The organism is Variovorax ginsengisoli, from assembly GCF_030486595.1.
GTDB classification, from domain to species: Bacteria; Pseudomonadota; Gammaproteobacteria; order Burkholderiales; family Burkholderiaceae_C; genus Variovorax; species Variovorax ginsengisoli_B.
On record NZ_JAUJZH010000022.1, the window covers coordinates 45,033 to 65,609 of the forward strand.

At 69.5% G+C, this 20,577-nt stretch carries 18 protein-coding genes; 13 read left to right on the forward strand and 5 right to left on the reverse strand.

Features of this window, described 5'->3' with window-relative positions:
- Positions 1 to 10: 10 nt before the first annotated feature.
- On the reverse strand, positions 11 to 1,630 hold the full coding sequence (locus QZH52_RS26090; RefSeq protein ID WP_301813582.1) for an acyl-CoA carboxylase subunit beta: 1,620 nt from the start codon (positions 1,628 to 1,630) through the stop codon (positions 11 to 13).
- Positions 1,631 to 1,827: 197 nt separating this feature from the next.
- Between QZH52_RS26090 and QZH52_RS26095 the strand changes: the two genes are divergently transcribed.
- Together QZH52_RS26095 and QZH52_RS26100 are read left to right on the forward strand one after the other, a co-directional pair.
- Entirely contained in the window at positions 1,828 to 3,714 is a 1,887-nt protein-coding gene (locus QZH52_RS26095; RefSeq protein WP_301813584.1) for an acyl-CoA synthetase, read from the forward strand.
- A 27-nt stretch (positions 3,715 to 3,741) separates the two neighbouring features.
- The gene (locus tag QZH52_RS26100; RefSeq protein WP_301813585.1) at positions 3,742 to 4,950 is read left to right on the forward strand and encodes a substrate-binding domain-containing protein; all 1,209 of its coding nucleotides are present in this window, start codon (positions 3,742 to 3,744) and stop codon (positions 4,948 to 4,950) included.
- A gap of 88 nt (positions 4,951 to 5,038) precedes the next feature.
- Here QZH52_RS26100 and QZH52_RS26105 read toward each other — a convergent pair whose 3' ends face one another.
- From QZH52_RS26105 to QZH52_RS26115, 3 genes are read right to left on the reverse strand one after another with little or no spacing between them, the layout of a single operon-like run.
- Positions 5,039 to 5,908 (reverse strand): phosphatidylglycerol lysyltransferase domain-containing protein, encoded by an 870-nt coding sequence (locus tag QZH52_RS26105; protein ID WP_301813586.1) that lies wholly within the window; start codon positions 5,906 to 5,908, stop codon positions 5,039 to 5,041.
- The gene (locus tag QZH52_RS26110) at positions 5,905 to 6,714 is read right to left on the reverse strand and encodes a TIGR03084 family metal-binding protein (protein WP_301813587.1); all 810 of its coding nucleotides are present in this window, start codon (positions 6,712 to 6,714) and stop codon (positions 5,905 to 5,907) included. Before QZH52_RS26110 ends, QZH52_RS26105 begins: the two co-directional genes overlap by 4 nt.
- A gap of 21 nt (positions 6,715 to 6,735) precedes the next feature.
- Entirely contained in the window at positions 6,736 to 7,911 is a 1,176-nt protein-coding gene (locus QZH52_RS26115) for an acyl-CoA dehydrogenase family protein (RefSeq protein ID WP_301813588.1), read from the reverse strand.
- A 156-nt stretch (positions 7,912 to 8,067) separates the two neighbouring features.
- Between QZH52_RS26115 and relB the strand changes: the two genes are divergently transcribed.
- The 4 genes from relB to QZH52_RS26135 all read left to right on the forward strand — a co-directional run bounded on the left by relB (position 8,068) and on the right by QZH52_RS26135 (position 9,681).
- On the forward strand, positions 8,068 to 8,295 hold the full coding sequence (gene relB, locus QZH52_RS26120; protein WP_286537933.1) for a type II toxin-antitoxin system RelB family antitoxin: 228 nt from the start codon (positions 8,068 to 8,070) through the stop codon (positions 8,293 to 8,295).
- Positions 8,279 to 8,548: a type II toxin-antitoxin system RelE family toxin gene (locus QZH52_RS26125; protein ID WP_301813592.1), complete on the forward strand. Its 270-nt coding sequence runs from the start codon at positions 8,279 to 8,281 to the stop codon at positions 8,546 to 8,548. The genes relB and QZH52_RS26125 overlap by 17 nt, the downstream gene beginning before the upstream one ends.
- Before the next feature lie 57 nt (positions 8,549 to 8,605).
- Positions 8,606 to 9,154: a hypothetical protein gene (locus QZH52_RS26130; RefSeq protein ID WP_301813593.1), complete on the forward strand. Its 549-nt coding sequence runs from the start codon at positions 8,606 to 8,608 to the stop codon at positions 9,152 to 9,154.
- Positions 9,155 to 9,390: 236 nt separating this feature from the next.
- The gene (locus QZH52_RS26135; RefSeq protein WP_286537930.1) at positions 9,391 to 9,681 is read left to right on the forward strand and encodes a hypothetical protein; all 291 of its coding nucleotides are present in this window, start codon (positions 9,391 to 9,393) and stop codon (positions 9,679 to 9,681) included.
- Positions 9,682 to 9,687: 6 nt separating this feature from the next.
- Here QZH52_RS26135 and QZH52_RS26140 read toward each other — a convergent pair whose 3' ends face one another.
- Positions 9,688 to 10,248 carry a DUF2889 domain-containing protein gene (locus tag QZH52_RS26140; protein WP_286537929.1) on the reverse strand — a complete coding sequence of 187 codons (561 nt, stop codon included), beginning with the start codon at positions 10,246 to 10,248 and terminating at the stop codon, positions 9,688 to 9,690.
- Between the two features lie 152 nt (positions 10,249 to 10,400).
- Here QZH52_RS26140 and QZH52_RS26145 point away from each other — a divergent pair, with 152 nt between their 5' ends.
- The 7 genes from QZH52_RS26145 (at position 10,401) to QZH52_RS26175 (ending at position 20,284) form a co-directional block, all read left to right on the forward strand.
- A complete protein-coding gene (locus tag QZH52_RS26145; protein WP_301813594.1) occupies positions 10,401 to 12,212 on the forward strand; it encodes an acyclic terpene utilization AtuA family protein in 1,812 nt (603 codons plus the stop codon).
- 119 nt (positions 12,213 to 12,331) lie between these two features.
- A complete protein-coding gene (locus QZH52_RS26150; protein WP_301813595.1) occupies positions 12,332 to 14,494 on the forward strand; it encodes a thiamine pyrophosphate-dependent enzyme in 2,163 nt (720 codons plus the stop codon).
- Entirely contained in the window at positions 14,491 to 16,056 is a 1,566-nt protein-coding gene (locus QZH52_RS26155) for an indolepyruvate oxidoreductase subunit beta family protein (protein ID WP_301813596.1), read from the forward strand. Before QZH52_RS26150 ends, QZH52_RS26155 begins: the two co-directional genes overlap by 4 nt.
- Positions 16,057 to 16,098: 42 nt before the next feature.
- Positions 16,099 to 17,280, forward strand: a complete 1,182-nt coding sequence (locus QZH52_RS26160) for an ABC transporter substrate-binding protein (RefSeq protein ID WP_301813597.1) — start codon at positions 16,099 to 16,101, stop codon at positions 17,278 to 17,280.
- Positions 17,281 to 17,311: 31 nt separating this feature from the next.
- Positions 17,312 to 18,490: an alpha-hydroxy acid oxidase gene (locus QZH52_RS26165; protein WP_301813598.1), complete on the forward strand. Its 1,179-nt coding sequence runs from the start codon at positions 17,312 to 17,314 to the stop codon at positions 18,488 to 18,490.
- Positions 18,483 to 19,355 carry a branched-chain amino acid ABC transporter permease gene (locus tag QZH52_RS26170; protein WP_301813600.1) on the forward strand — a complete coding sequence of 291 codons (873 nt, stop codon included), beginning with the start codon at positions 18,483 to 18,485 and terminating at the stop codon, positions 19,353 to 19,355. Before QZH52_RS26165 ends, QZH52_RS26170 begins: the two co-directional genes overlap by 8 nt.
- Positions 19,352 to 20,284: a branched-chain amino acid ABC transporter permease gene (locus QZH52_RS26175; RefSeq protein ID WP_301813601.1), complete on the forward strand. Its 933-nt coding sequence runs from the start codon at positions 19,352 to 19,354 to the stop codon at positions 20,282 to 20,284. Before QZH52_RS26170 ends, QZH52_RS26175 begins: the two co-directional genes overlap by 4 nt.
- The last annotated feature ends 293 nt before the right edge of the window (positions 20,285 to 20,577 follow it).

The following is a 20,577-nucleotide window of genomic DNA, read 5'->3' on the forward strand; positions in this document are numbered from 1 at the left end:
GCCGTGAACCTCAGGGACGGGCGACCGAGAACTGCATCTTCTGCGGCTCGCGCAGCTCGGCCTCGCGGCAGATCGACAACACCTTGGACAGCACGGCGCGGGTGTCGCGCGGGTCGATCACGCCGTCGTCGAGCAGGCGCGCGCTGGTCGTGAAGACGCTCATCTGGCTGTCGAAGCGGTCGATGATGCGGCGCTCCAGATCGTCGAGCTTGGCCTGGTCGACCTCGCCCTTTCGCTTCATTGCGGCCTCGGTCACGATGACCATGGTCTTGGCGGCCTGCTCGCCTCCCATCACGGCCGTCTTGGCATTCGGCCACGAGAAGCAGAAGCGCGGATGGAAGCCGCGGCCGCACATGCCGTAGTTGCCGGCGCCGAAGGAAGCGCCGCAGTAGATGGTGATCTGCGGCACCGTGGCGTTGGTCACGGCCTGGATCATCTTGGAGCCGTGCTTGATGATGCCGGCCTCCTCGTAGTCCCGTCCGACCATGAAGCCGGTCGTGTTGTTGAGATAGAGGATCGGCGTCTTCGACTGGCAGCAGGCCTGGATGAAGTGGGTCGCCTTGGTGGCGCCGGCCGGGTCGATCGGACCGTTGTTGGTGACGATGCCCAGCGGCAGTCCTTCGATCTTGATGTGGCCGACCACGGTGGCCCCGCCGTAGTTCTCGCCGAATTCGAGGAACTCGGAGTCGTCGGCGATGCGGGCGATGACCTGCTTCATGTCGACCGGGCGCTTGTGGTCCATCGGCATGATGCCCAGCAACTCCTCGGCGTCGTAGCGCGGCGGCTTGAAGCGGCGCGGCGGCTCGGCCGGCAGATCGCGGTTCCAGTCGATGTTGGCCATGATCTCGCGGGCGATGCGGATCGCGTCGCGGTCGTCCTCGGCCAGGTAGTCGCCCAGGCCCGAGATCGAGGTGTGCATCACGGCGCCGCCGAGCTCCTCTTCGGTGGCGATCTCGCCGGTGGCGGCCTTGAGCAGCGGCGGGCCGGCCAGGAAGGCCCGCGAGCGGCCCCGGACCATCACGATGTAGTCCGACAGGCCGGTCTGGTAGGCCCCACCCGCCGTGGACGAGCCGTGCGTCACGGTGAGCACCGGCAGCCCGGCGGCCGAGATGCGCGCGATGTTGCGGAACAGGTTGCCGCCGGTCACGAACTCCTCGACCTTGTAGGTCATGAGGTTGGCGCCAGCGCTCTCGACCAGCTGGATGTAGGGCAGCTTGTTTTCCAGTGCCAGCTCCTGCATGCGCAGCTGCTTGGGGATGCCCATCGGCTGCAGCGCCCCGGCGTCGATGCCCGAGTCGGAGGCGTTGATCATCACACGCACCCCCGAGACCCAGCCGATGCCGCCGATCACGCCGCCGCCCGGCACGCTCTTCTCGAGGTCGGGGTTGTCGAGGCCCAGACCCGCCAGCGAAGAGATCTCGAGAAAGGGCGTGCCCGGGTCGAGCAGCAGCGACAGGCGCTCGCGCGGCAGCAGCTGGCCGCGCTTCTCGAAGCGCTCGCGCGACCTGGCCGAAGTGGCGACGCTGCGCCGCTCGTAGCCGTGGACGCGCTCGATCAGCGCGAGCATGCCGTCGCGGTTGGCCTGGAAGGCCTCGCTGCCGGGGGAAATGGTCGATTCGATGGTTGCCATGTGCGCTGTGCCCGTCGCGCTGGAGCGGGTCGATGGTGTGTGTCCGGCAAGCTTAGGCATCGGCCACGGCGAGGTCTTGCGCAAACTCGCTGCGCACGCGGCCTGCCTCGAACCGTCATTCAGCGCCTGGACGCAAGCGTTCCGCGCCCCCGCCCGCTAGCCTTCACCGGCATCCCCGCGGGCCCGAATCGAAAGCCATGTCCATCCTTCCCCACCCCTCCGACCAACGGCCGACGCGCAAGCCGGTACGCGACGGCGGCGACCTGCTGGCGCGCGAGTCGGTCGGACTCGACGCGCGTTTCGCCGGCATCGACTCGACCCTCGACGTCTTTCGCCTCGCCGCCGCAGCCTGGCCCGATCGCCCGGCGCTGACTTTCGTTCCCGACGGCAACGCCGAGGCCGCGCCGGTCGACGTCAGCTATGCCCGGCTGCACGAGCACATCGTCCGCACCGCCAACCACCTGGCCTCCCTCGGGCTGCGGCGCGACGACTGCGTCGCCTACCTGCTGCCGAACCTGCCCGAGGCACATTTCTGCATCTGGGGCGCCCAGGCCGTCTGCCGGGTGGCGGCGGTCAACCACTTCCTGGAGTCGGCGCAGATCGCCGACCTGCTACAGGCGCTGGACGCCCGGGTGGTGGTCACCGCCTCGCCCGCCGAGGCGCCGGCGCTGTGGGCCAAGCTGGGGCCTGTGCTGGCCGGACTGCCGGGCCTGCGCGAGACGCTGTGGGTCGGCGCCGCCGATCCGGCCGCCCTGCCGCCGGGCGTGCGCCGCTTCGACGACGTCCTGGCCGCGCAGCCCGCCGAGCCCGTGTTCGAGGCCCTGCGCGACCCGGCCGCCCTGGCCGCCTGCTTTCACACGGGCGGCACCACCGGCACGCCGAAGATCGCCCAGCTCTCGCACCGCGCGCTGGTGGTCAACAGCTGGATGCTGGGCGAGATGTTCGACATCCGGCCCAGCGACGTCATCGTCTGCGGCCTGCCGCTGTTCCACGTCAACGGCGTCGTCGTCACCGGGCTCGCGCCCTTCATGCACGGCGCGCGGGTGCTGCTCGCGGGCCGGGAGGGGTTTCGCAATCCGAAGCTGGTGGCCGGCTTCTGGCGGCTGGTGGAGCGCTTCCGCGTCACCACCTTCTCGGGCGTGCCGACGGTCTACGCGGCGCTGCTCAACGTGCCGCTCGCGGGCGCCGACGTCTCTTCGCTGCGCTTCGGCATCTGCGGCGCGGCGCCGATGCCGGTCGAACTGTTCCGGCGCTTCGAGCGCGCCACCGGCATCCGGCTGCTCGAAGGCTTCGGCATGACCGAGACCACCGCCTGCGCCTCGGTGAACCCACGCGACGGCGAGCGCCGGGTCGGCTCGATCGGCCTGCCGGTGCCGTACGGCCGCATGAAGACCGTGATCCTCGACGAGCGCGGCGCCCATGTGCGCGATGCCGCCACCGACGAGATCGGCGTGGTCGCGATCCTGGGGCCGCACCTGACGCCGGGCTACCGGGACCCGCGGCACGACGCCGGCCTCTGGCTGCCGGGCGGCTGGCTCAACTCGGGCGACCTCGGCCGGCGCGATGCCGACGGCTACTTCTGGCTGGTGGGCCGGGCCAAGGACCTGATCATCCGCGGCGGCCACAACATCGATCCGTCGATGATCGAGGAAGCCCTGGCCAGGCACCCCGAGGTCGAGCTGGTGGCCGCAGTCGGCCGCCCCGATGCCTATGCGGGCGAGCTGCCGGTCGCCTACGTCAAGCTGCGCCACGGCGCGCGCGCCGATGCGGAAGAACTCAAGGCCTTTGCCAAGGCGCATGTCACCGAGCGCGCCGCCGCGCCCAACTGGGTCGAGTGCATCGACAGCATGCCGGTCACCGCGGTCGGCAAGATCTTCAAGCCGACGCTGCGCAAGCACGCGATCGCGCGCACCCTGCGCGAGCTGTTTGCCGAAGGGGATCTGCAGCACGCCGGCATCGAGGTGCGCGACGACCGCACGCACGGCGTCGTCGCCGTGGTGGGGGTGGCCGACGAGGCCGCACGCGCCCGCGTGGCCGAACTTTGCGCCGGACTCGCGCTGCAGGTGCGCAGCACGGTCGGCTGACCCCTCATTCACCAGGAGACAACACGCATGATTTCGAGAAGAAGATTCAGCCAGGCGACCGCCGCCGGCCTGCTGCTGCCCGCGGGCGGCGCCCTGCTGGCCCAGACCGGCGACATCAAGGTGGCGCTGATCGTCGCCAAGACCGGCCCCTTCGAGGCCTATGCCAAGCAGGACGAGCTGGGCTTCCGCATGGGGCTCGAATACCTCACCGGCGGCAGCATGGCGATCGACGGCCGCAAGGTGCAGATCATCGTCAAGGACGACCAGCTGCGGCCCGACCTGTCGAAGGCGCTGCTGGCCGAGGCCTATGCCGACGACAAGGTCGACATCGCGGTCGGCGCCGGCGGATCGTCGGGCACGGTGGCGGCGCTGCCGATCGCCGAGGAGTACAAGAAGATCCTGATCGTCGAGCCGTCTGCGGCCGACTCGATCACGGGTGACAAGTGGAACCGCTACGTTTTCCGCGTCGCGCGCACCACCAGCCTGGACGCCACCGCCTCGGTGTCGGCCTTCGGCGGCCCGGTGACGGTGGCCTTCCTGGCCCAGGACAACGTCTTCGGCCGCGACAACGTCACGGCCTACAAGGAGGCCTTCGCGCGGCTCAATCCGCAGGCCAGGATGGGCCACGAGGAATTCGTGCCGCAGGGCACGACCGACTTCACGGCGCCGTTCCAGCGCATCGCCGACTCGCTCAAGGGCACGACCGGGCGCAAGGTGCTGGTGATCCCGTGGGGCGGCGAGCACCCGATCCGCAAGCTGGCCGGCATGAACCCCGAGCGTTTCGGCATCGAGCTGTCGCCCGGTGGCTCGCTGCTGAGCGTGATGCAGACCTGGCGCGAGTTCGAGGGCCTGGAGGGGGGCACCTACTACCACTACAAGTTCCCGCGCAACAAGGCCAACGACTGGCTGGTGACCGAGCACATGAAGCGCTACAAGATGCCGCCGGACTTCTTCGTCTGCGGCGGCTTCTCGGCCGCCAGCGCGGTCGTGACCGCGATTCGCAAGGCTCGCTCGACCGACACCGAGAAGCTGATCGCGGCGATGGAGGGCATGGACTTCGAGACCCCCAAGGGCACGATGACCTTCCGCGCGGAAGACCACCAGGCCATGATGCCGATGTACCACTTCAAGATGAAGAAGCGGGCGCAGCAGGGGGACGAGTGGGACATCCTCGAACTGGTGCGGGAGATTCCGGCATCGGAGATCAAGCTGCCGATACGGAACAAGCGGGGGTAGCTGTCGGACAGCGCCGCCTCGCTCCCGAACGTCTTGCGCACGGTGTGCGGCGGGCAGGCGGCCTGCGCTGAGCTGACCGTCCCGCGCCTCACTCCCGCAACGCCACCCGCAGCTTCGGAATCAGCCCCGCGGGCCCGTACGAGCGCTTGCTGCGACGGAACCCAGGCAGCCCCATGTCCTGCTCGAAGTTGAGCCATTGCACCGGGCGCGCGAAGCTGCGGCAGAAGTGCTGGAACATGTAGGGATAGATACCGACATGGCTGTCCAGCCCCTTCGCGAAGCGCATCACGAAGACACTGGGCTGAAGCTCCTGCGCCAGCACGAAGCCCAGCGGCTGGTCGCCCTCGAAATGGATGAAGCCTTCGAGGCCGAAGGTCGAGGCCTCGGCAATGGCCTCGAGGCAGGCGGACTCGTCGGCCTCGCCGTGGGCCTTGCCCTTCTGCGCCATCCAGCCCCGCAGCACCTCCCGCGCGGCGTCGGCCGCTTCGACGCCGAATGGAACGCTGCGCGGCACGCAGGTCGCCAGCAGTTGCCGGACCTGGTTGCGCTTCCTGGCGAGCGCGCGGCCCGGATAGTCGCTGAACTGCCGGGCCTCGAACAGGTAGTCGGCATCGTCGGCCGAAGTCCAGTGGCGGAACTGCGACGGCGAGAGCCTGTCGACGTGACGCTGCGCGATCGGGTACAGGCAGTCGTGGCCGTCGAGCAGCCGGCGCAGCACGTCGAGCGGCGCCTCGTGCAAGGCGAACAGCGGCATCAGGTGCCGCGTGCCGTCGTAGGCGCGGCCCGAGATGCTGGGCCAGTCGCCGGGCAGGTAGCGGTAGTCGTGCGCCTGCCGAAAGAGATAGAGGTTCGAAAAGGCATGGTCCGACAGGCAATGCTCGGCGCTGCCTTCGCGCAGCCGCATCAGCGCCGCCTCGATCGGCGCCTGCAGCGCCAGCGTGAGCGGCAAGCCGCTCATGCAGCCGGGCGCGCCACCTTGCGCACGCCGGGCGCAGGCGCATCCGCCGGGGGTCCCGCGAAGCACTGGGCGATCGAGAGCCACTCGCGGGCCGAGCCCTGGCTGTAGCGCAGCCCGGTGTCGGCCAGGTTGCGTCGCTGCGTCACCAGCAGGCAGAAATCGAGCGCGCTGCCGCGCACGAATTCGGGCGAGGCGGGATCGCCCCAGTGCCAGCTGTCGTTGCCGGGCGCATCGAGCGAGATGAATGGAACCACCGGCGGCACCGGCAGCTTGCGGTTGACGAAGCTCCAGCCGAAGGTGGTGACGCCGATGTGGGCGATGTGCTTGAGCCGCAGCGTGGCGGCGCGCTCGCGGCCGACCACGTCCCACACGTCCTGCCCATGCGCCCAGGTCTCCATCAGCCGCGCCGACGCAAAGGAGCGTGCGCTCATGCTCGGGCCGTACCAAGGCAGCCGCGCCTTCGGGTCGAGCACGGCCAGCAGGTCGGTGAGCCGCATCGCGATCGGCTCCCAGTGCGCGAGCAGCGCGGCGCCGTCGAGGTGGCCGTACTTCTCGCGTGCAATGGCGCTGATCTCCTTGCCGGTGGCCAGCACCTCGGTCAGCGCCGCGGTGTCGCGCGCGAACGCCTCGGCGTCGGTTGCGGAGAGGGTCGCCGTCTGGTCGAAGTAGCACAGGTGCGCCACCTCGTCCCAGGGCGTCCAACCGTAGAAGTCGCTCTTCAGGCGCCATTGCGCGGGCGTGAGGCTGCGGCAGAGGTCGGCGAGTTCGCGGTACTCGGCGCGCAGGTCGTCGGCAGTGTCTTTCATCGTGCTTCCTGCTTCGTGGTCTCAAAGGCCGAGCTGCCGCGCCGCGAGGTCCTTCATGACCTCCTCGGAGCCGCCGCCGATCATCATCACCTTGACCTCGCGGTAGATGCGCTCGCTCTGCGTGCCGCGCATGAAGCCCATGCCGCCAAGCAGCTGCACCGCCTGGTCGGCGCAGAACTGCATCGCCTGCGTGGCCTGCACCTTGGCCAGGCAGACGCGCGCCACCAGGCGCGCCGGATCGGCCAGCTTGTGCTCGATGCGGTAGGCCAGGTCGTAGACCAGCGTGCGCGATGCATCGATGCGCATGGTCATGTCCATCAGCTTGTGGCGCACCACCTGGCGCTCGGACAGGGGCATGCCGAAGGAGACGCGCTGGCGCGTCCAGTCGACCGCTTCCTTCAGGCAGACCTCGGCAAAACCGCAGGCCAGCGCCGACATGAACAGACGCTCGGTGTTGAAGTTGTTCATGAAGGTCTTGAAGCCCTTGTTCTCGATCCCGACCAGGTTGGCGACCGGCACCCGGCAGTCGTCGAAGCGCAGGTGCGCCGTGTCGGAGCTCCACCACCCCATCTTCTTGAGCGCGGTCCGCGTGAGACCGGGCGTGTCGCCGTCGATCAGCAGCACCGAGATGCCGCCCGCACCCTTGATGGCCGGATCGGTGCGCACCGCGGTGGTGATGAAGTCGGCCCGCATGCCCGATGTGATGAAGGTCTTCTCGCCGTTGACGACATAGTGATCGCCGTCGCGCACCGCGGTGGTCTTGAGCGCCGCCACGTCGGAACCGCCCGAGGGCTCGGTGACCGCCAGCGCCGCGATCTTCTCGCCGGCCAGCACCGGCGGAATGACCCGCTGCTTGAGCGCCTCGCTGCCCGCGTGCAGGATCGGCGGCAGTGCGATGCTGTGCGAGTTCAGCGAGGCCTGCAGCCCGCCCCCGCCGCAGCGCGCGAACTCCTCCGCCACGATCAGCTGGAAGAAGACGTCGGCCGGCGTGCCACCGTAGGCCTCCGGGTAGCCCAGGCCCTGCACGCCGAGCTCGGCGGCGCGCGCGTACAGTTCGCGCGGGAAGGTTTCGGCCTCGTCCCACTCGGCGACGAAGGGCGTGATCTCGCGCGATATGAATTCGCGCAGGGTGGCGCGAAACTGTTCGTGCTCGGGCGTGAAATAGAAGGGCAGCGGCGGTGCCTCGAGGAATTCCATGGTGTCTCCTGTCTGGCATGAGGCTAGCGGCGCGGACGGGAATGGTCTTGCGCCGACTGGCTGCGAGACCGTACCGGAGCGCTCCTGCGTAAGCGACGCGGCCAGGATTCAGGCGAAATGGATACAATGAATACACGTATTCAAAGGAGCCTGGCCATGGCCACTTCGATCCGCCTCGACCCGGCGCTGGAAAGCCGGCTCGATTTTCTTGCTTCGCAAACGGGCCGGACCAAGGCCTTCTATCTGCGCGAATTGGTGGAAAGAGGATTGTCCGACCTCGAAGACTACTACCTGGCAGCGGCCACCCTCGAGCGCGTGCGCAAGGGCGAAGAGAAGGTTCACAGCGCGCAAGCGGTGAGGACGAAGCTTGGCCTGGACCATTGACTACACCGACACCGCGCTCAAGCAACTGCGCAAGCTCGACAAGCAGACGGCCCGACGCATCGTCGACTTCATGGATGAGCGCATCGCGAACCAGCAGGACCCGCGGGCTTCCGGCAAGGCACTGACGGGGCCGTTGCTCGGCGCCTTTTGGCGCTACCGGGTCGGTGACTGCAGGGTGATCTGCGATATCCAGGACCAACAGATACGCATCTTGGTCGTCGAACTCGGCGACCGCAAAGACGTTTTTCGATAGCGACCCAGCGAACCCAATGACAAGACTTCGACACGACCCCTCGAACAGGTGGCCCTCATGACGCTCGACACCGGCTTGGCCGTCGTGCTCGGCGTGGCCGTCGGCGCCCTCGCCGGCATCGTGGGCGGGGCGCTTGCGGCCTGGCGCCAGTCGAAGCTGGCGCTGGAGAAATGGTCGCGCTCGCGCGAAGACCAGCATCGCCGCGACACGCGGGAGGCGGTGGCGACCGTGGCCCGAACGCTGGCCTCTACCGCCCATTCGATGATGTGGGCCACCTTCAAGGTCCTGACCTCGGGCAAGGCGAGCCGCGAGGCGCTGGCCTCCTTCGAGGTCGAGTTCCACGGCGAGGTGGCGACCCTGGTCGGTGCCCAGATGCAGCTCGCGGCGCTCGACCACGCGCTCTACGCCCGGGTCACGCCCTACATCGGCCAGGTGATCGCCCTGGGCGGCAACACCTATGCGGCGTTGCGGGCGTCGATGGAGAAGGACCTCGACGCCGAGGACCGGCTGCGCGGCTGCAACCAGGAGGCACTGGACCTGATCCGGGACGTGCCTACCAAGGTGGCCGGTCTGCTGGCCCCGCCGGAAGCCGCGGCGGCAGGCTAAAGAACGCGCGCCCGCGGCCGATATCCATGCAGCGGGCAGCCCGGTGCCGGCCCCGCAGGTGTCGCATCCATGACGACGGCCGATCGGACAACCGAGACTTTCCTCACGCGCAGGCGATGTTTTGGCGCGCGGGAAAGCACTTCGGCGGCCTTTTCAGCCACGCTTAAGGATCGACGAAGAGACTGGTTCCGAGGCAAAGGAAAAGTCCCTTGCCCCACCGAAAAGGATCGAACGCCATGAAGCCTTCCGCCGCCGCCCCCAAGCCCCTGACCCCGTCGCAGATCAAGCTCGTGCTCGAGCTGCTCGAGCTGCGGCAGCTGGCACCGAAGGAGACCGCCGCGAAGTTCGATCGGCTGGCCCGGGGCAAGACCTTTTCCGAAGCCCAGCAGGAGGCGATCGAGATCCTCTTCGCGCTCGAGGAAGACGAGATCCCCGACGCCCTGTTCGACTTCGCGGACGACGAGGCCCGCGACATCGTTCGCGACGGCCTGGCGCACGAGGCGCGACTCACGTTCGTGCGGGCCTGACCCGCTTCAGGACGACGGCTCGTCCTCGCCCTTCGCGCGGTACCAGGTCGGATAGAACTTGGCCACCTGGGGCCCGTCGGTGGCCAATGCGTGGCAGCCGTCGAGCTGGAAGGGCTTCTGGGTCTGCGAGACCGCGAGGTCGGCGCCCGCCAGCGTCTGCAGCACGCCGGTGGCCATGGTCCGCAGCAGCTCCGACATGTGGGTGCAGCCGCGCACGCCGCCGAACAGCCGCACGGCGGCGCGGTTGAAGCCAGGCCCCACACGCAATCCGACCAGCGCCGCATAGTCGGGCGCGATCCTGCCGCAGACCTCGTCGAACGGCGCCGCGTCGGTGGCGGCCACCGCATCGACGATCAACGCGGTGGCATCGACCGTGAGCCGCAACCACATCGAATGGATCGGCGCCCCGCCGCGCCGCTCGCCGCCCGGAAAGCGGAAGTCGTGGGCGCGCACGTCCTCGAGGTGGCCATCGACATCCCAGAGGCCATCGGCACGGCGATGGCCGCGGATGGTGATGGTGCGGGCGTGCACCTCGGTGCGTTCGGCGGAAGAAGGCGGCAATGGCATGGCAGGAGCGTCGATGATGCCATCGACGGGTAGCGCCCGTCTTGCGCCCAATGGCTGCGCCTCGTCAGCGAGTTGGCGCAAGCCTCGGGCGGAGCGGCTGGCTAAGCTCCTGCTCCAGCGACACCCCGTCGACACCGAGGAGCGAGACCACCATGACCACCCCCCCGACCCCGCAGAAAACCGTCCGCATCGGAGGCGCCTCCGGCTTCTGGGGCGACAGCATGGTGGCGGCGCCGCAGCTCGTGAAGCTCGGCCGGCTCGACTATCTGGTGTTCGACTTCCTGGCCGAGACCACGATGTCGATCCTGGCCTCGGCCCGGGCCAAGAAACCCGAACTCGGCTATGCCACCGACTTCGTCGACATCGCGATGAAATCCGTGTTGGCCGAGGTCAAGCGCCAGGGCATCAAGGTGGTGAGCAATGCCGGCGGCATCAACCCCCACGGCTGCGCCGCCGCGCTGCAGGCGCTGGCCGATGCCGAAGGCGTGGCGCTGCGCATCGCGGTGGTCGAGGGCGACGACGTCAGCACGCAGATGCCGCAGCTGCGCGAGGCCGGCACCCGCGACATGTTCACCGGCGAGGCACTGCCCGAGAAGGTGCTGAGCGCCAACGCCTACCTGGGCGCGCTGCCGATCGCGGCTGCGCTGGCGGCTGGCGCCGACGTCGTCATCACCGGGCGCTGCGTCGACAGCGCGGTCACGCTCGGGCCGCTGATGCATGAATTCGGCTGGCAGCCCGGCGACCACGACCTGCTGGCCTCGGGCAGCCTCGCGGGCCACATCATCGAGTGCGGCTGCCAGGCCACCGGCGGGCTGCACACCGACTGGGAAGACATCCCGGACTGGGCCCACATGGGCTACCCGATCGTCGAATGCCATGCCGACGGCAGTTTCGTCGTCACCAAGCCCGAGGGCACCGGCGGCAAGGTGATCCGCGCCAACGTGGCCGAGCAGCTGCTCTACGAGATCGGCGACCCCGGGGCCTACCTGCTGCCCGACGTCAGCTGCGATTTCCGCGAGGTCGTGATCGAACAGCTCGGCGCCGACCGCGTGCGGGTGGGCCCCGCACGCGGACGCGCGCCCTCCCCCAGCTACAAGGTCTCGGCCACGCAGCTCGACGGCTTCCGGTGCGCCGGCAGCATGGTCTTCGTCGGCATCGACGCCGAGAAGAAGGCGGTACGCACCGCCGAGGCGATCATCGAGCGCACCGGCGAGATCCTGCAGCAGATGGGCCTGCCACCCTTCACCTCGACCTACATCGAGGTGATCGGCTCCGAATGGCTGTACGGCCCGCACGCGCGCACGCGGCAAGTGCGCGAGGTCACGATGCGGGTGGTCGCCAATCATCCGCAGAAGGCGGCGCTGGCGATGTTCGCGCGCGAGATCGCGCCGTCGGGCACCTCGTGGGCGCCGGGCACCACCAGCCCCGGCGGCGGACGGCCGGCGGTGTCGCCGCTGATCAAGCCCTTCGCGTTCACGCTGGCCAAGGCCGCGGTGCCGGTGGCCTTCGTGCTCGGAGGCGAACGGCATGCGGTGGAGATTCCCGCCGATGTCGACGGCGCGGCGGCCTCGCCGGCCACCGAGCCGCCGCCCTTCGAGGAGGACGGCGGCGAGCAGGTCGAGGTTCGCCTCATCGAGCTCGCCTGGGCCCGCAGCGGCGACAAGGGCAACCTGTCGAACATCGGCCTGATCGCGCGCCGGCCGGAGTGGCTGCCGCTGCTGTGGTCGCGTGTCACGCCGCAGTTCGTCGGGGACTACTTCGCCCACTTGGTGCACGGCAAGGTCGAACGCTTCCATCTGCCCGGCATCGCATCGATGAACCTGCTGCTGCACGATGCGCTCGATGGCGGCGGCCCGTCGTCGATGCGCATGGACCCGCTGGGCAAGGGCATGGCGCAGATGCTTCTGGATGCGACGGTGCAGGTGCCGCGGCGCGTGGCGGAGGCGGCGCGCGCGGCGCGTTGAGCCCGGCGGCCCCATCGAATTCATCTATATGTAACGCAGGCTGCATCGATTGGATAACTAAGACTCCGCTTCTATTCTTCGTCCGCCAGCCAACAAGCCAGCCACGGAGACACGAAGAGATGGAGCGATCATTCGCCGAAGAAGTCAAACGCCTTTCGCTGGGCGCCGACGAGGTATTCCACGGCGAGGGCATCCTCGCCGTCACCAAGGCGCTGCTGCAGTCGGGCGTCAGCTACATCGGCGGGTACCAGGGCGCGCCGGTCTCGCACCTGATCGACGTGCTGGGCGATGCCCGCGGCCTGCTCGACGAGCTGGGCATCTACTTCGAGAACAGCGCCTCCGAGGCCGGCGCGGCCGCGATGCTTGGCGCCTCGATCAACTACCCGGTGCGCGGTGCCGTGACCTGGAAGTCCACCGTCGGCACCAACGTGGCCTCCGACGCGCTGTCGAACCTGGCCTCGGCCGGTGTCAAGGGCGGCGCGCTGGTGATCCTCGGCGAGGACTACGGCGAAGGCTCCAGCATCATCCAGGAGCGCACCCACGCCTTCGCGATGAAGTCGCAGATGTGGCTGATGGACCCACGGCCCAACCTGACCTCGATCGTCGACGCGGTGGAGCGCAGCTTCGAGCTGTCGGAGGCCAGCCAGACGCCCGTGATGCTGCAGTTGCGCATCCGTGCCTGCCACGTGCACGGCAGCTTCGTGTGCAAGGACAACCGCGCGCCTGCGGTGTCGACCCGCGACCTCATCGAGCGGCCCGTGTTCGACTTCGGCACCATCAACCTGCCCCCCTCGATCTACGCCCAGGAGCGCATGAAGATCGAATCGCGCTGGCCGGCGGCGCTGGACTTCATCCGCCGCGAGGGCCTCAACGAGCGCTTCGACGGCGACTGCAGCGACATCGGCCTGGTGCTGCCCGGCGGCCTCTACAACGGCACCTTGCGGGCGCTGCAGCAGCTGGGCCTGGCCGACGCCTTCGGCAACAGCCGCATCCCGCTGCAGGTCCTCAACGTGGTGTACCCGCTGGTGCCCGACGAGCTGGTGGATTTCTGCGCCGGCAAGCGCGCGGTGCTGCTGATCGAGGAAGGCCAGCCCAACTACATCGAGGATGCGCTGCACGCGATCCTGCGGCGCGCCGGCAGCGACACCACGCTGCACGGCAAGGACATCTTCCCGATGGCCGGCGAATACACCGGTGAAGTGCTGGTGCGCGCGCTGGCCGAGTTCGTGCGGCGCTCGGCGCCCGAGGCGCTCGCGGCCGAGGGCGTGGCGCGGGTCGGCGAGGCCGCGGCGCCGCTGGCGACACTCAAGCCGCAGGCGATCGAAGCCCTCGGCATGCCGGTCCCGAACCGGCCGCCGGGCTTCTGCATCGGCTGCCCCGAGCGGCCGGTGTTCGCGGCCATCAAGCTGATCCAGAAGGACCTGGGCGCGATCCACGTCAGCGCCGACATCGGCTGCCACACCTTCGGCACCTTGCCGCCCTTCAACGTGGGCAGCACGGTGCTCGGCTACGGCCTCGGGCTCGCGAGCTCCTCGGGGGTCGGGCCGCTGATGGGCAACCGGGTCGTCAGCATCATGGGCGACGGCGGCTTCTGGCACAACGGCTTCACCAGCGGCATCGTGAACGCGGTCTACAACGCGCAGGATTCGGTGCTGGTGATCCTCAAGAACGGCTACACCTCGGCCACCGGCACGCAGGCGATCCCGTCGTCGCCGACCCAGCCGGCGGCCAAGCCGCTGACGCTGGACATCGAGGCCGCGCTCAAGGGCGTCGGCGTGGGCTGGGTGCGCAAGGTGCCCAGCTACAACGTCGGCCGCATGCGCGAGACGCTCAACGAGGCCATGACGACCGCCGAGGGCGGGCTCAAGGTCATCATCGCCGACGGCGAATGCCAGCTCGAGCGCCAGCGCCGCATCAAGCCGGTCAATGCCGCGAAGCTCAAGCGCGGCGAGCGCGTGGTGCGCACCCGCTTCGGCATCGACGACGATGTCTGCACCGGCGACCACTCGTGCATCCGCTTGTCGGGCTGCCCGTCGCTGACAGTCAAGCCGAACCCGAGCCCGCTGCGCACCGACCCGGTGGCGACGGTCAACCAGGGCTGCGTCGGCTGCGGCCTGTGCGGCGAGAACGCCCATGCCGCGATCCTTTGCCCGTCCTTCTACAAGGCCGAGATCGTGCAGAACGCCGGCACCTGGGAGCGGCTGCTGCACCGGCTGCGCAATGGCGTGATCGGGATGATGGCCGGCAAGGCGCGCAACGACTTCGAGGCGGTGGCGGCATGAGCGATTCGACCTTCCCTGGCGCCGGCCAGGGCCCGCGCATCGTCACCGTGCTGGTGGCCGCGATGGGCGGCGAAGGCGGCGGGGTGCTGGCCGACTGGCTGATCTCGGCCGCGGCCGCGCAGGACTTCCCGGTGCAGAGCACCTCGGTGCCGGGCGTGGCGCAGCGCACCGGCGCGACCAACTACTACATCGAGATCTATCCGGTGGCGCGCGCGGAGCTCGGCGGCGCGCAGCCGGTGTTCTCGCTGACGCCGAACCCGGGCGACGTCGACATCGTCGCGGCCTCCGAACTGGTGGAAGCGGGGCGCGTGCTGCAAGGCGGCTTCGTGCATCCGCGCCGCACCACGCTGGTGGCCTCGCTGCACCGCGAGTACGCGGTGTCCGAGAAGACCGCGATGGGCGACGGCCGCTACGAAGGCCAGCGGGTGGTCGAGGCGGCGCAGCAACTCGCCCTGCGTGCCTTCCTGTTCGACATGCGCTCGCTGGCCTGGAAGCACGGCACGGTGATCAACACCGTGATGTTCGGCGCCATGGCCGCAAGCGGCGCGCTGCCCTTCTCGCGCGAAGCCTGCGAGCAGGCGATCCGCGCATCGGGCAAGGCGGTCGAGGCCAGCCTGAAGGGCTTCGCGGCCGGCTTCGAGCATGTGGCGGGCCGCGGTGCGGCCACCGCCGCTGCGCAGGACGCCGAAGCCAGGGCGTCGGCCGATGCCCGTGTGCGGGCGCTGCCCGAGCCGCTGCGCGCGATCGTCGGCAGCGGACTGCGGCAGGTGGCCGACTACCAGGACGCCCGCTACGCCGACCTCTACCTGTCGCGCGTCGAGGCGCTGCGCGACATCGAACGGGCCACCGGGGGCGACTTCCCGGTGACGCGCGAGACCGCGCGCTACCTCGCGCTCTGGATGAGCTACGAGGACGTGATCCGCGTCGCCGATCTGAAGACCCGCAGCGACCGCCTGCAGCGCGTGCGCCAGGAAGTCGGCGCCAAGGCCGGCGAGCCGCTGCGGCTGACCGAATACCTCAAGCCGGGGCTCGACGAGATCTGCTCGGTGCTGCCGACGCCGGCCGCGCACTGGCTGCGACGCCGTCTGGGCCACAAGGCGAACAAGCTCAATGTAGGCCTGCACATGCGCACCGACACCGTGCTCGGCTTCGCCATGCTGTGCGGGCTGCGCGCGCTGCGGCCGCTGCGCCGCCGCACCTCGCGCTACGCAGCCGAGCAGGCCATGATCGAGCGCTGGCTCGATGCCGTCCGCCGCGCACTCGCGATCAGCCCGCGCATGGGCTACGAGCTCGCGCTGTGCGGCAACCTCGTGAAGGGCTACGGCGAGACCAGCGAACGCGGCCACCGCAACCTGGCGGGCCTGCTCGACGACATCCAGCCGGCGCTCGCGCACGCGCCGCAGGACCCTTCGCTCGACGACGCGGCAGCGCGCGTGCGCTCGGCGCGCGCGGCAGCCCTGGACGACCCCGAAGGCCGCACGCTGGCACGCGCGCTGGGGCTCGCGCCGCCGGAGCCGAAGTCCCATCCGATCCGCATCGTCCGACGCAAGCCGGCCGGCTGAACGCCCCCCGTTTTCCCTCAAGCAAGAACCACAGGAGACAAGATGAAACTCGAAGCCCAACGCACCGCCCGTTTCCGCATCGGCCGCCGCGCCGCCACCGCTTGGCTGGCCGGCACCGCGCTGCTGTCCTTCGGGGGCGGCGCGCTGGCCGCCGACCCGATCAAGATCGGCGCGGTGGTCTCGGCCACCGGCCCGGCCTCGTTCCTGGGCGATCCGCAGCAGAAGACGCTCGAGATGTACGTGAAGAAGATCAACGACGGCGGCGGCGTGCTCGGCCGCAAGCTCGAACTGGTGCTCTACGACGATGCCAGCGACGCCAACAAGGCCAACGCCTTCACGCGCCGCCTGATCATGCAGGACGAGGTCGACGTCATCCTCGGCGCATCGACCACCGGCTCCACGATGGCGATGGCGCCGCAGGCCGAGGCGGCCAAGGTGCCGCTGGTCTCGCTGGCCGCCGCCTCGGTGATCGTCGAGCCGGTCAAACCCTACGTGTTCAAGATGCCGCACTCCGACCGCATGGCGGCGCAGAAGGTGCTCGCCGAGATGAAGACGCGCGGCTTCACGCAGTTCGCGCTGCTGTCGGACACCGGCGGCTTCGGCAAGTCGGGCCGCACCGAGACCCTCAAGCTGGCCGAGGCCATGGGCATGAAGGCGGTCGAGGACCAGACCTACGGCGAGAAAGACACCGACATCACGCCGCAGCTGACGAAGATCAAGTCCTCGCCGGCACAGGCGATCCTGGTCTTCGGCACCGGCCAGGCGCCGGCGATCGTGGCGCGCAACTACCAGCAGCTGGCGATGAAGCAGCCGCTCTACACCACCCACGGGCAGGCCTCGACCGAGTTCATCCGGATCGCCGGCAAGTCCTCGGAGGGCATCCGCATGCCTTCGCCCGCGCTGCTGATCGCGTCCGCGCTGCCGGCCGCCGATCCGCAGAAGAAGGTCAGCGTCGACTACGCCAAGGAGTTCGAGACCCAGGCCAAGATGGACGTGTCGACTTTCGGCGGCTATGCGCATGACGCGCTGTTCATGGTGGTGGACGCGGTCAAGCGCGCCGGCGGCACCGACAAGCAGAAGCTGCGCGACGCCATCGAGGCGACCAGCGGCTTCGTCGGTGTGAGCGGCATCTACAAGATGTCGCCGACCGACCACATGGGCCTGGACGTGTCGGCCTTCCGGATGGTGGAAGTCCAGGGAGGCGCGTTCAAGGAAGTTCGTTGAGCCGGCGGCCGCCCCGGCCCCGGAGCAACGCATGAACTTGAACACCCACGACCACCGGCGCCACGCCGCCCGGCGCCTGCCGCGCTTCGTCTTCGACTATGTCGATGGCGGCGCGGAAGACGAACGCTGCCTGCGCCGCAACGGCGACGACCTGGCCGCGCTGCACCTGCTGCCCCAGGTGCTGCGCGACACGCGCAACGCAGACACCTCGGTCAAGGCCTTCGGCCAGCGCTGGACCATGCCGGCGGGCATCGCGCCGATCGGCTTCTCCGGCCTGGTACGGCCGCACGGCGACCTGCTGCTGGCGCGTGCGGCGGCGGCCGAAGGCGTTCCCTTCGTGCTGTCGACCGCCTCCAACGACCGACTCGAAGCGGTGCGCGCGGCCGGGCTCGAACGCAACCCGCAGGCCCAGCAGTGGCTGCAGCTCTACGTGATGTCCGATCGCTCGATCGCCGAGCAGCTGGTGCGGCGCGCCCGCAGCGCCGGCTTCGGCGCGCTGGTGCTGACGGTCGACGTGGCGGTCAGCGGGATGCGCGAACGCGACGTGCGCAACGGCTTCAAGCTGCCGTTCCGGTTCACGCCTTCGACCCTGCTCGACCTGGCGCGCCATCCGGCCTGGTCGCTGTCGATGGCACGGCAGGGCCGCTCTCCCTCCTTCGTGAACCTGAGCGAATCGGAAGGCGGCGGCCAATCGGCGCAGCTGCAGGCCGCGCTGCTGTCGCGCGCGATGGACCGCACGCTGGCCTGGGAACAGCTGGACTGGCTGCGCCGTCTGTGGGACGGTCCACTGCTGCTCAAGGGCGTGCTCCATCCGGCCGATGCCGAGCGCGCGGCGCGCAGCGGCATCGACGGCATCGTGGTGTCGAACCACGGCGGCCGGCAGCTCGACGCGGGGCCCTCCACCATCTCGGTGCTGCCGCGCATCGTCGATGCCGTGGCAGGCCGCATGCCGGTGTTCGTCGACAGCGGCTTCCGCCGCGGCAGCGACGTCGTCAAGGCGCTGGCCTGCGGCGCCACCGCGGCCTTGGTCGGACGGGCCGCGGTCTGGGGCATGGCCAGCGGCGCCGAGGCCGGCTGCCGCAGCGTGCTCGCGACCCTGCGCGACGAGGTCGCGCGCACCCAGATCCTGATCGGCGCCGACAGCACCGCCGACGTCTGCGCCGACCACCTGGCGGCGCGTTCCATCCTTCCGGGAGGCAGCCTTGTCTGACTTCATGCAGTTCGTCTTCTCGGGGCTGACCACCGGCGCGATCTACGCGCTGGCGGCCCTGGGCTTCTCGCTGATCTACAACGCGAGCGGCGTGATCAACTTCGCCCAGGGCGACTTCCTGATGCTGGGCGGCATGGTCACGGCCGCACTGCTGGCCCACCAGATGCCGTACGGCCTGGCGATGGTCGGCGGCGTGGCCGCCACGGTCATCGTCGGCCTGCTGCTGTACCGGCTGGCGATCCGGCCGGCCGGCGAAGCCAGCGTGGTGTCGCTGATCATCATCACGATCGGCGCCTCGATCTTCATCCAGGGCGTGGTGCAGATCGTGCTCGGCAAGAACCAGCAGACGCTGCCGCCCTTCAGCGGCGACCGCGCGCTGCAGATCATGGGCGCCTACGTGCTGCCGCAGAGCCTGTGGGTGCTGGGCACGGCCGCCGTGCTGGTGGCGCTGTGCTTCGGCTTCTTCCGCTTCACGATGGTCGGCAAGGCGATGCTGGCGGTGGCGGCCAACGCGCTGGCGGCGCGCGCGGTCGGCATTCCGACGGCACGGGTTCTGCAGCTGTCCTTCGGCCTGTCGGCGCTGCTCGGCGCGGTGGCCGGCGTGGTGGCGGCACCGGTCACCACCACGGTCTACGACATCGGCCTGATGCTCGGCATGAAGGGCTTCGTCGCGGCCACGCTCGGCGGCCTCGGCAGCGGACTCGGCGCGGTGGTCGGCGGCCTGATCGTCGGCCTGCTAGAGGCGCTGGTGGCCGGCTACATCTCGTCGGCCTACAAGGACGCCGTGCCCTTCGTGATGATCGTCGTGATCCTGCTGGTCATGCCGCACGGGCTGTTCGGCGCCAAGACTTCGGACCGCGTATGAAGGCCCTGTTCCGCCCTTCCCTGCTGGCGCTGGCCCTGGTGCTGGCGCTGCTCCCTTTCGCCTTGCCGAACAACTACGTGGTCGACATCGCGGTGCGCATCGCGCTGGCCGCGATCGCGGCCATCGGGCTCAACCTGCTGATGGGCTTCGCCGGCCAGATCAGCATCGGCCACGCGGCCTTCGTCGCCATCGGCGCCTATGTCAGCGGCATCGTCACCGCGCGCTTCGGCTGGCCGCCGCTGGCCGCCATCGGTGGCGCCGCGGTCGGCGCCGCCGTGGTGGCCTGGCTGATCGCCAAGCCCATCCTGCGCCTGAAGGGTCACTCGCTGACCATGGCCACGCTGGGCCTGGGCGTGATCGTCAACATCGTGCTGATCAACGAGGTCGACTGGACCGGCGGGCCCGACGGCATGCCGGTGCCGCCGCTGGAGGTGGCCGGCTTCGCCTTCGCCAAGGTGCGGCACTGGTATGCGCTGGCGGCGGTGCTGCTGTGGCTGTCGGTGCTGCTGTCGCTCAACCTGTACCAATCGCCGGCCGGCCGCGCGCTGCGCGGGCTCAACGGCTCCGAGGTCGCGGCCCGCGTGATGGGTGTGGACGTGGCGCGCTTCAAGGTCCGGGCCTTCGTCGCCTCGGCCGTGTTCGCGGCGGCCTCGGGCAGCCTGACGGCGCACTACCTCGGCTTCATCAGTCCCTCGATCGCGGCCTTCACGCATTCGGTGGAACTGGCCACGATGGTGGTGCTCGGCGGCATGGCCTCGACCTTCGGCGCCGTGCTGGGCGCTGCGCTGATGACCGCGCTGCCCCAATTGCTGGGCGGTTTGCACGGTTATGAGATGGTGTTCTTCGGATTGGTGTTGATGCTGACGATGATCTTCCTGCCGAAGGGGCTGGTGCCTTCGATCGCGCTCAAGTTGAGAAGGAAGGGCTGAGATGAAGCTTCTTCGATGCGAGGTGGGGCGGGCTCACGCCGACGGCGTACTCTGCTCCGCGAATGTCCCCCGCCCTTCGGGCTCCTCCTTTATTTCACTGCGCAGAGCACACCATCGGCGTGAGCCGTCACGGCGGTGGTTCATCTCCGGCCAGCGCCACACGGCGTTTCCCGTGCCGAGGGCACCGGGTGGCCCCCGCAGCGAAGTAAAGGAGGAGGCGAAGCCGGGGGACATGAGCGGAGGGGGCCACCCGGTGCCCTCGGCACGCGCCCCGAACATGACCCCGCACCCGC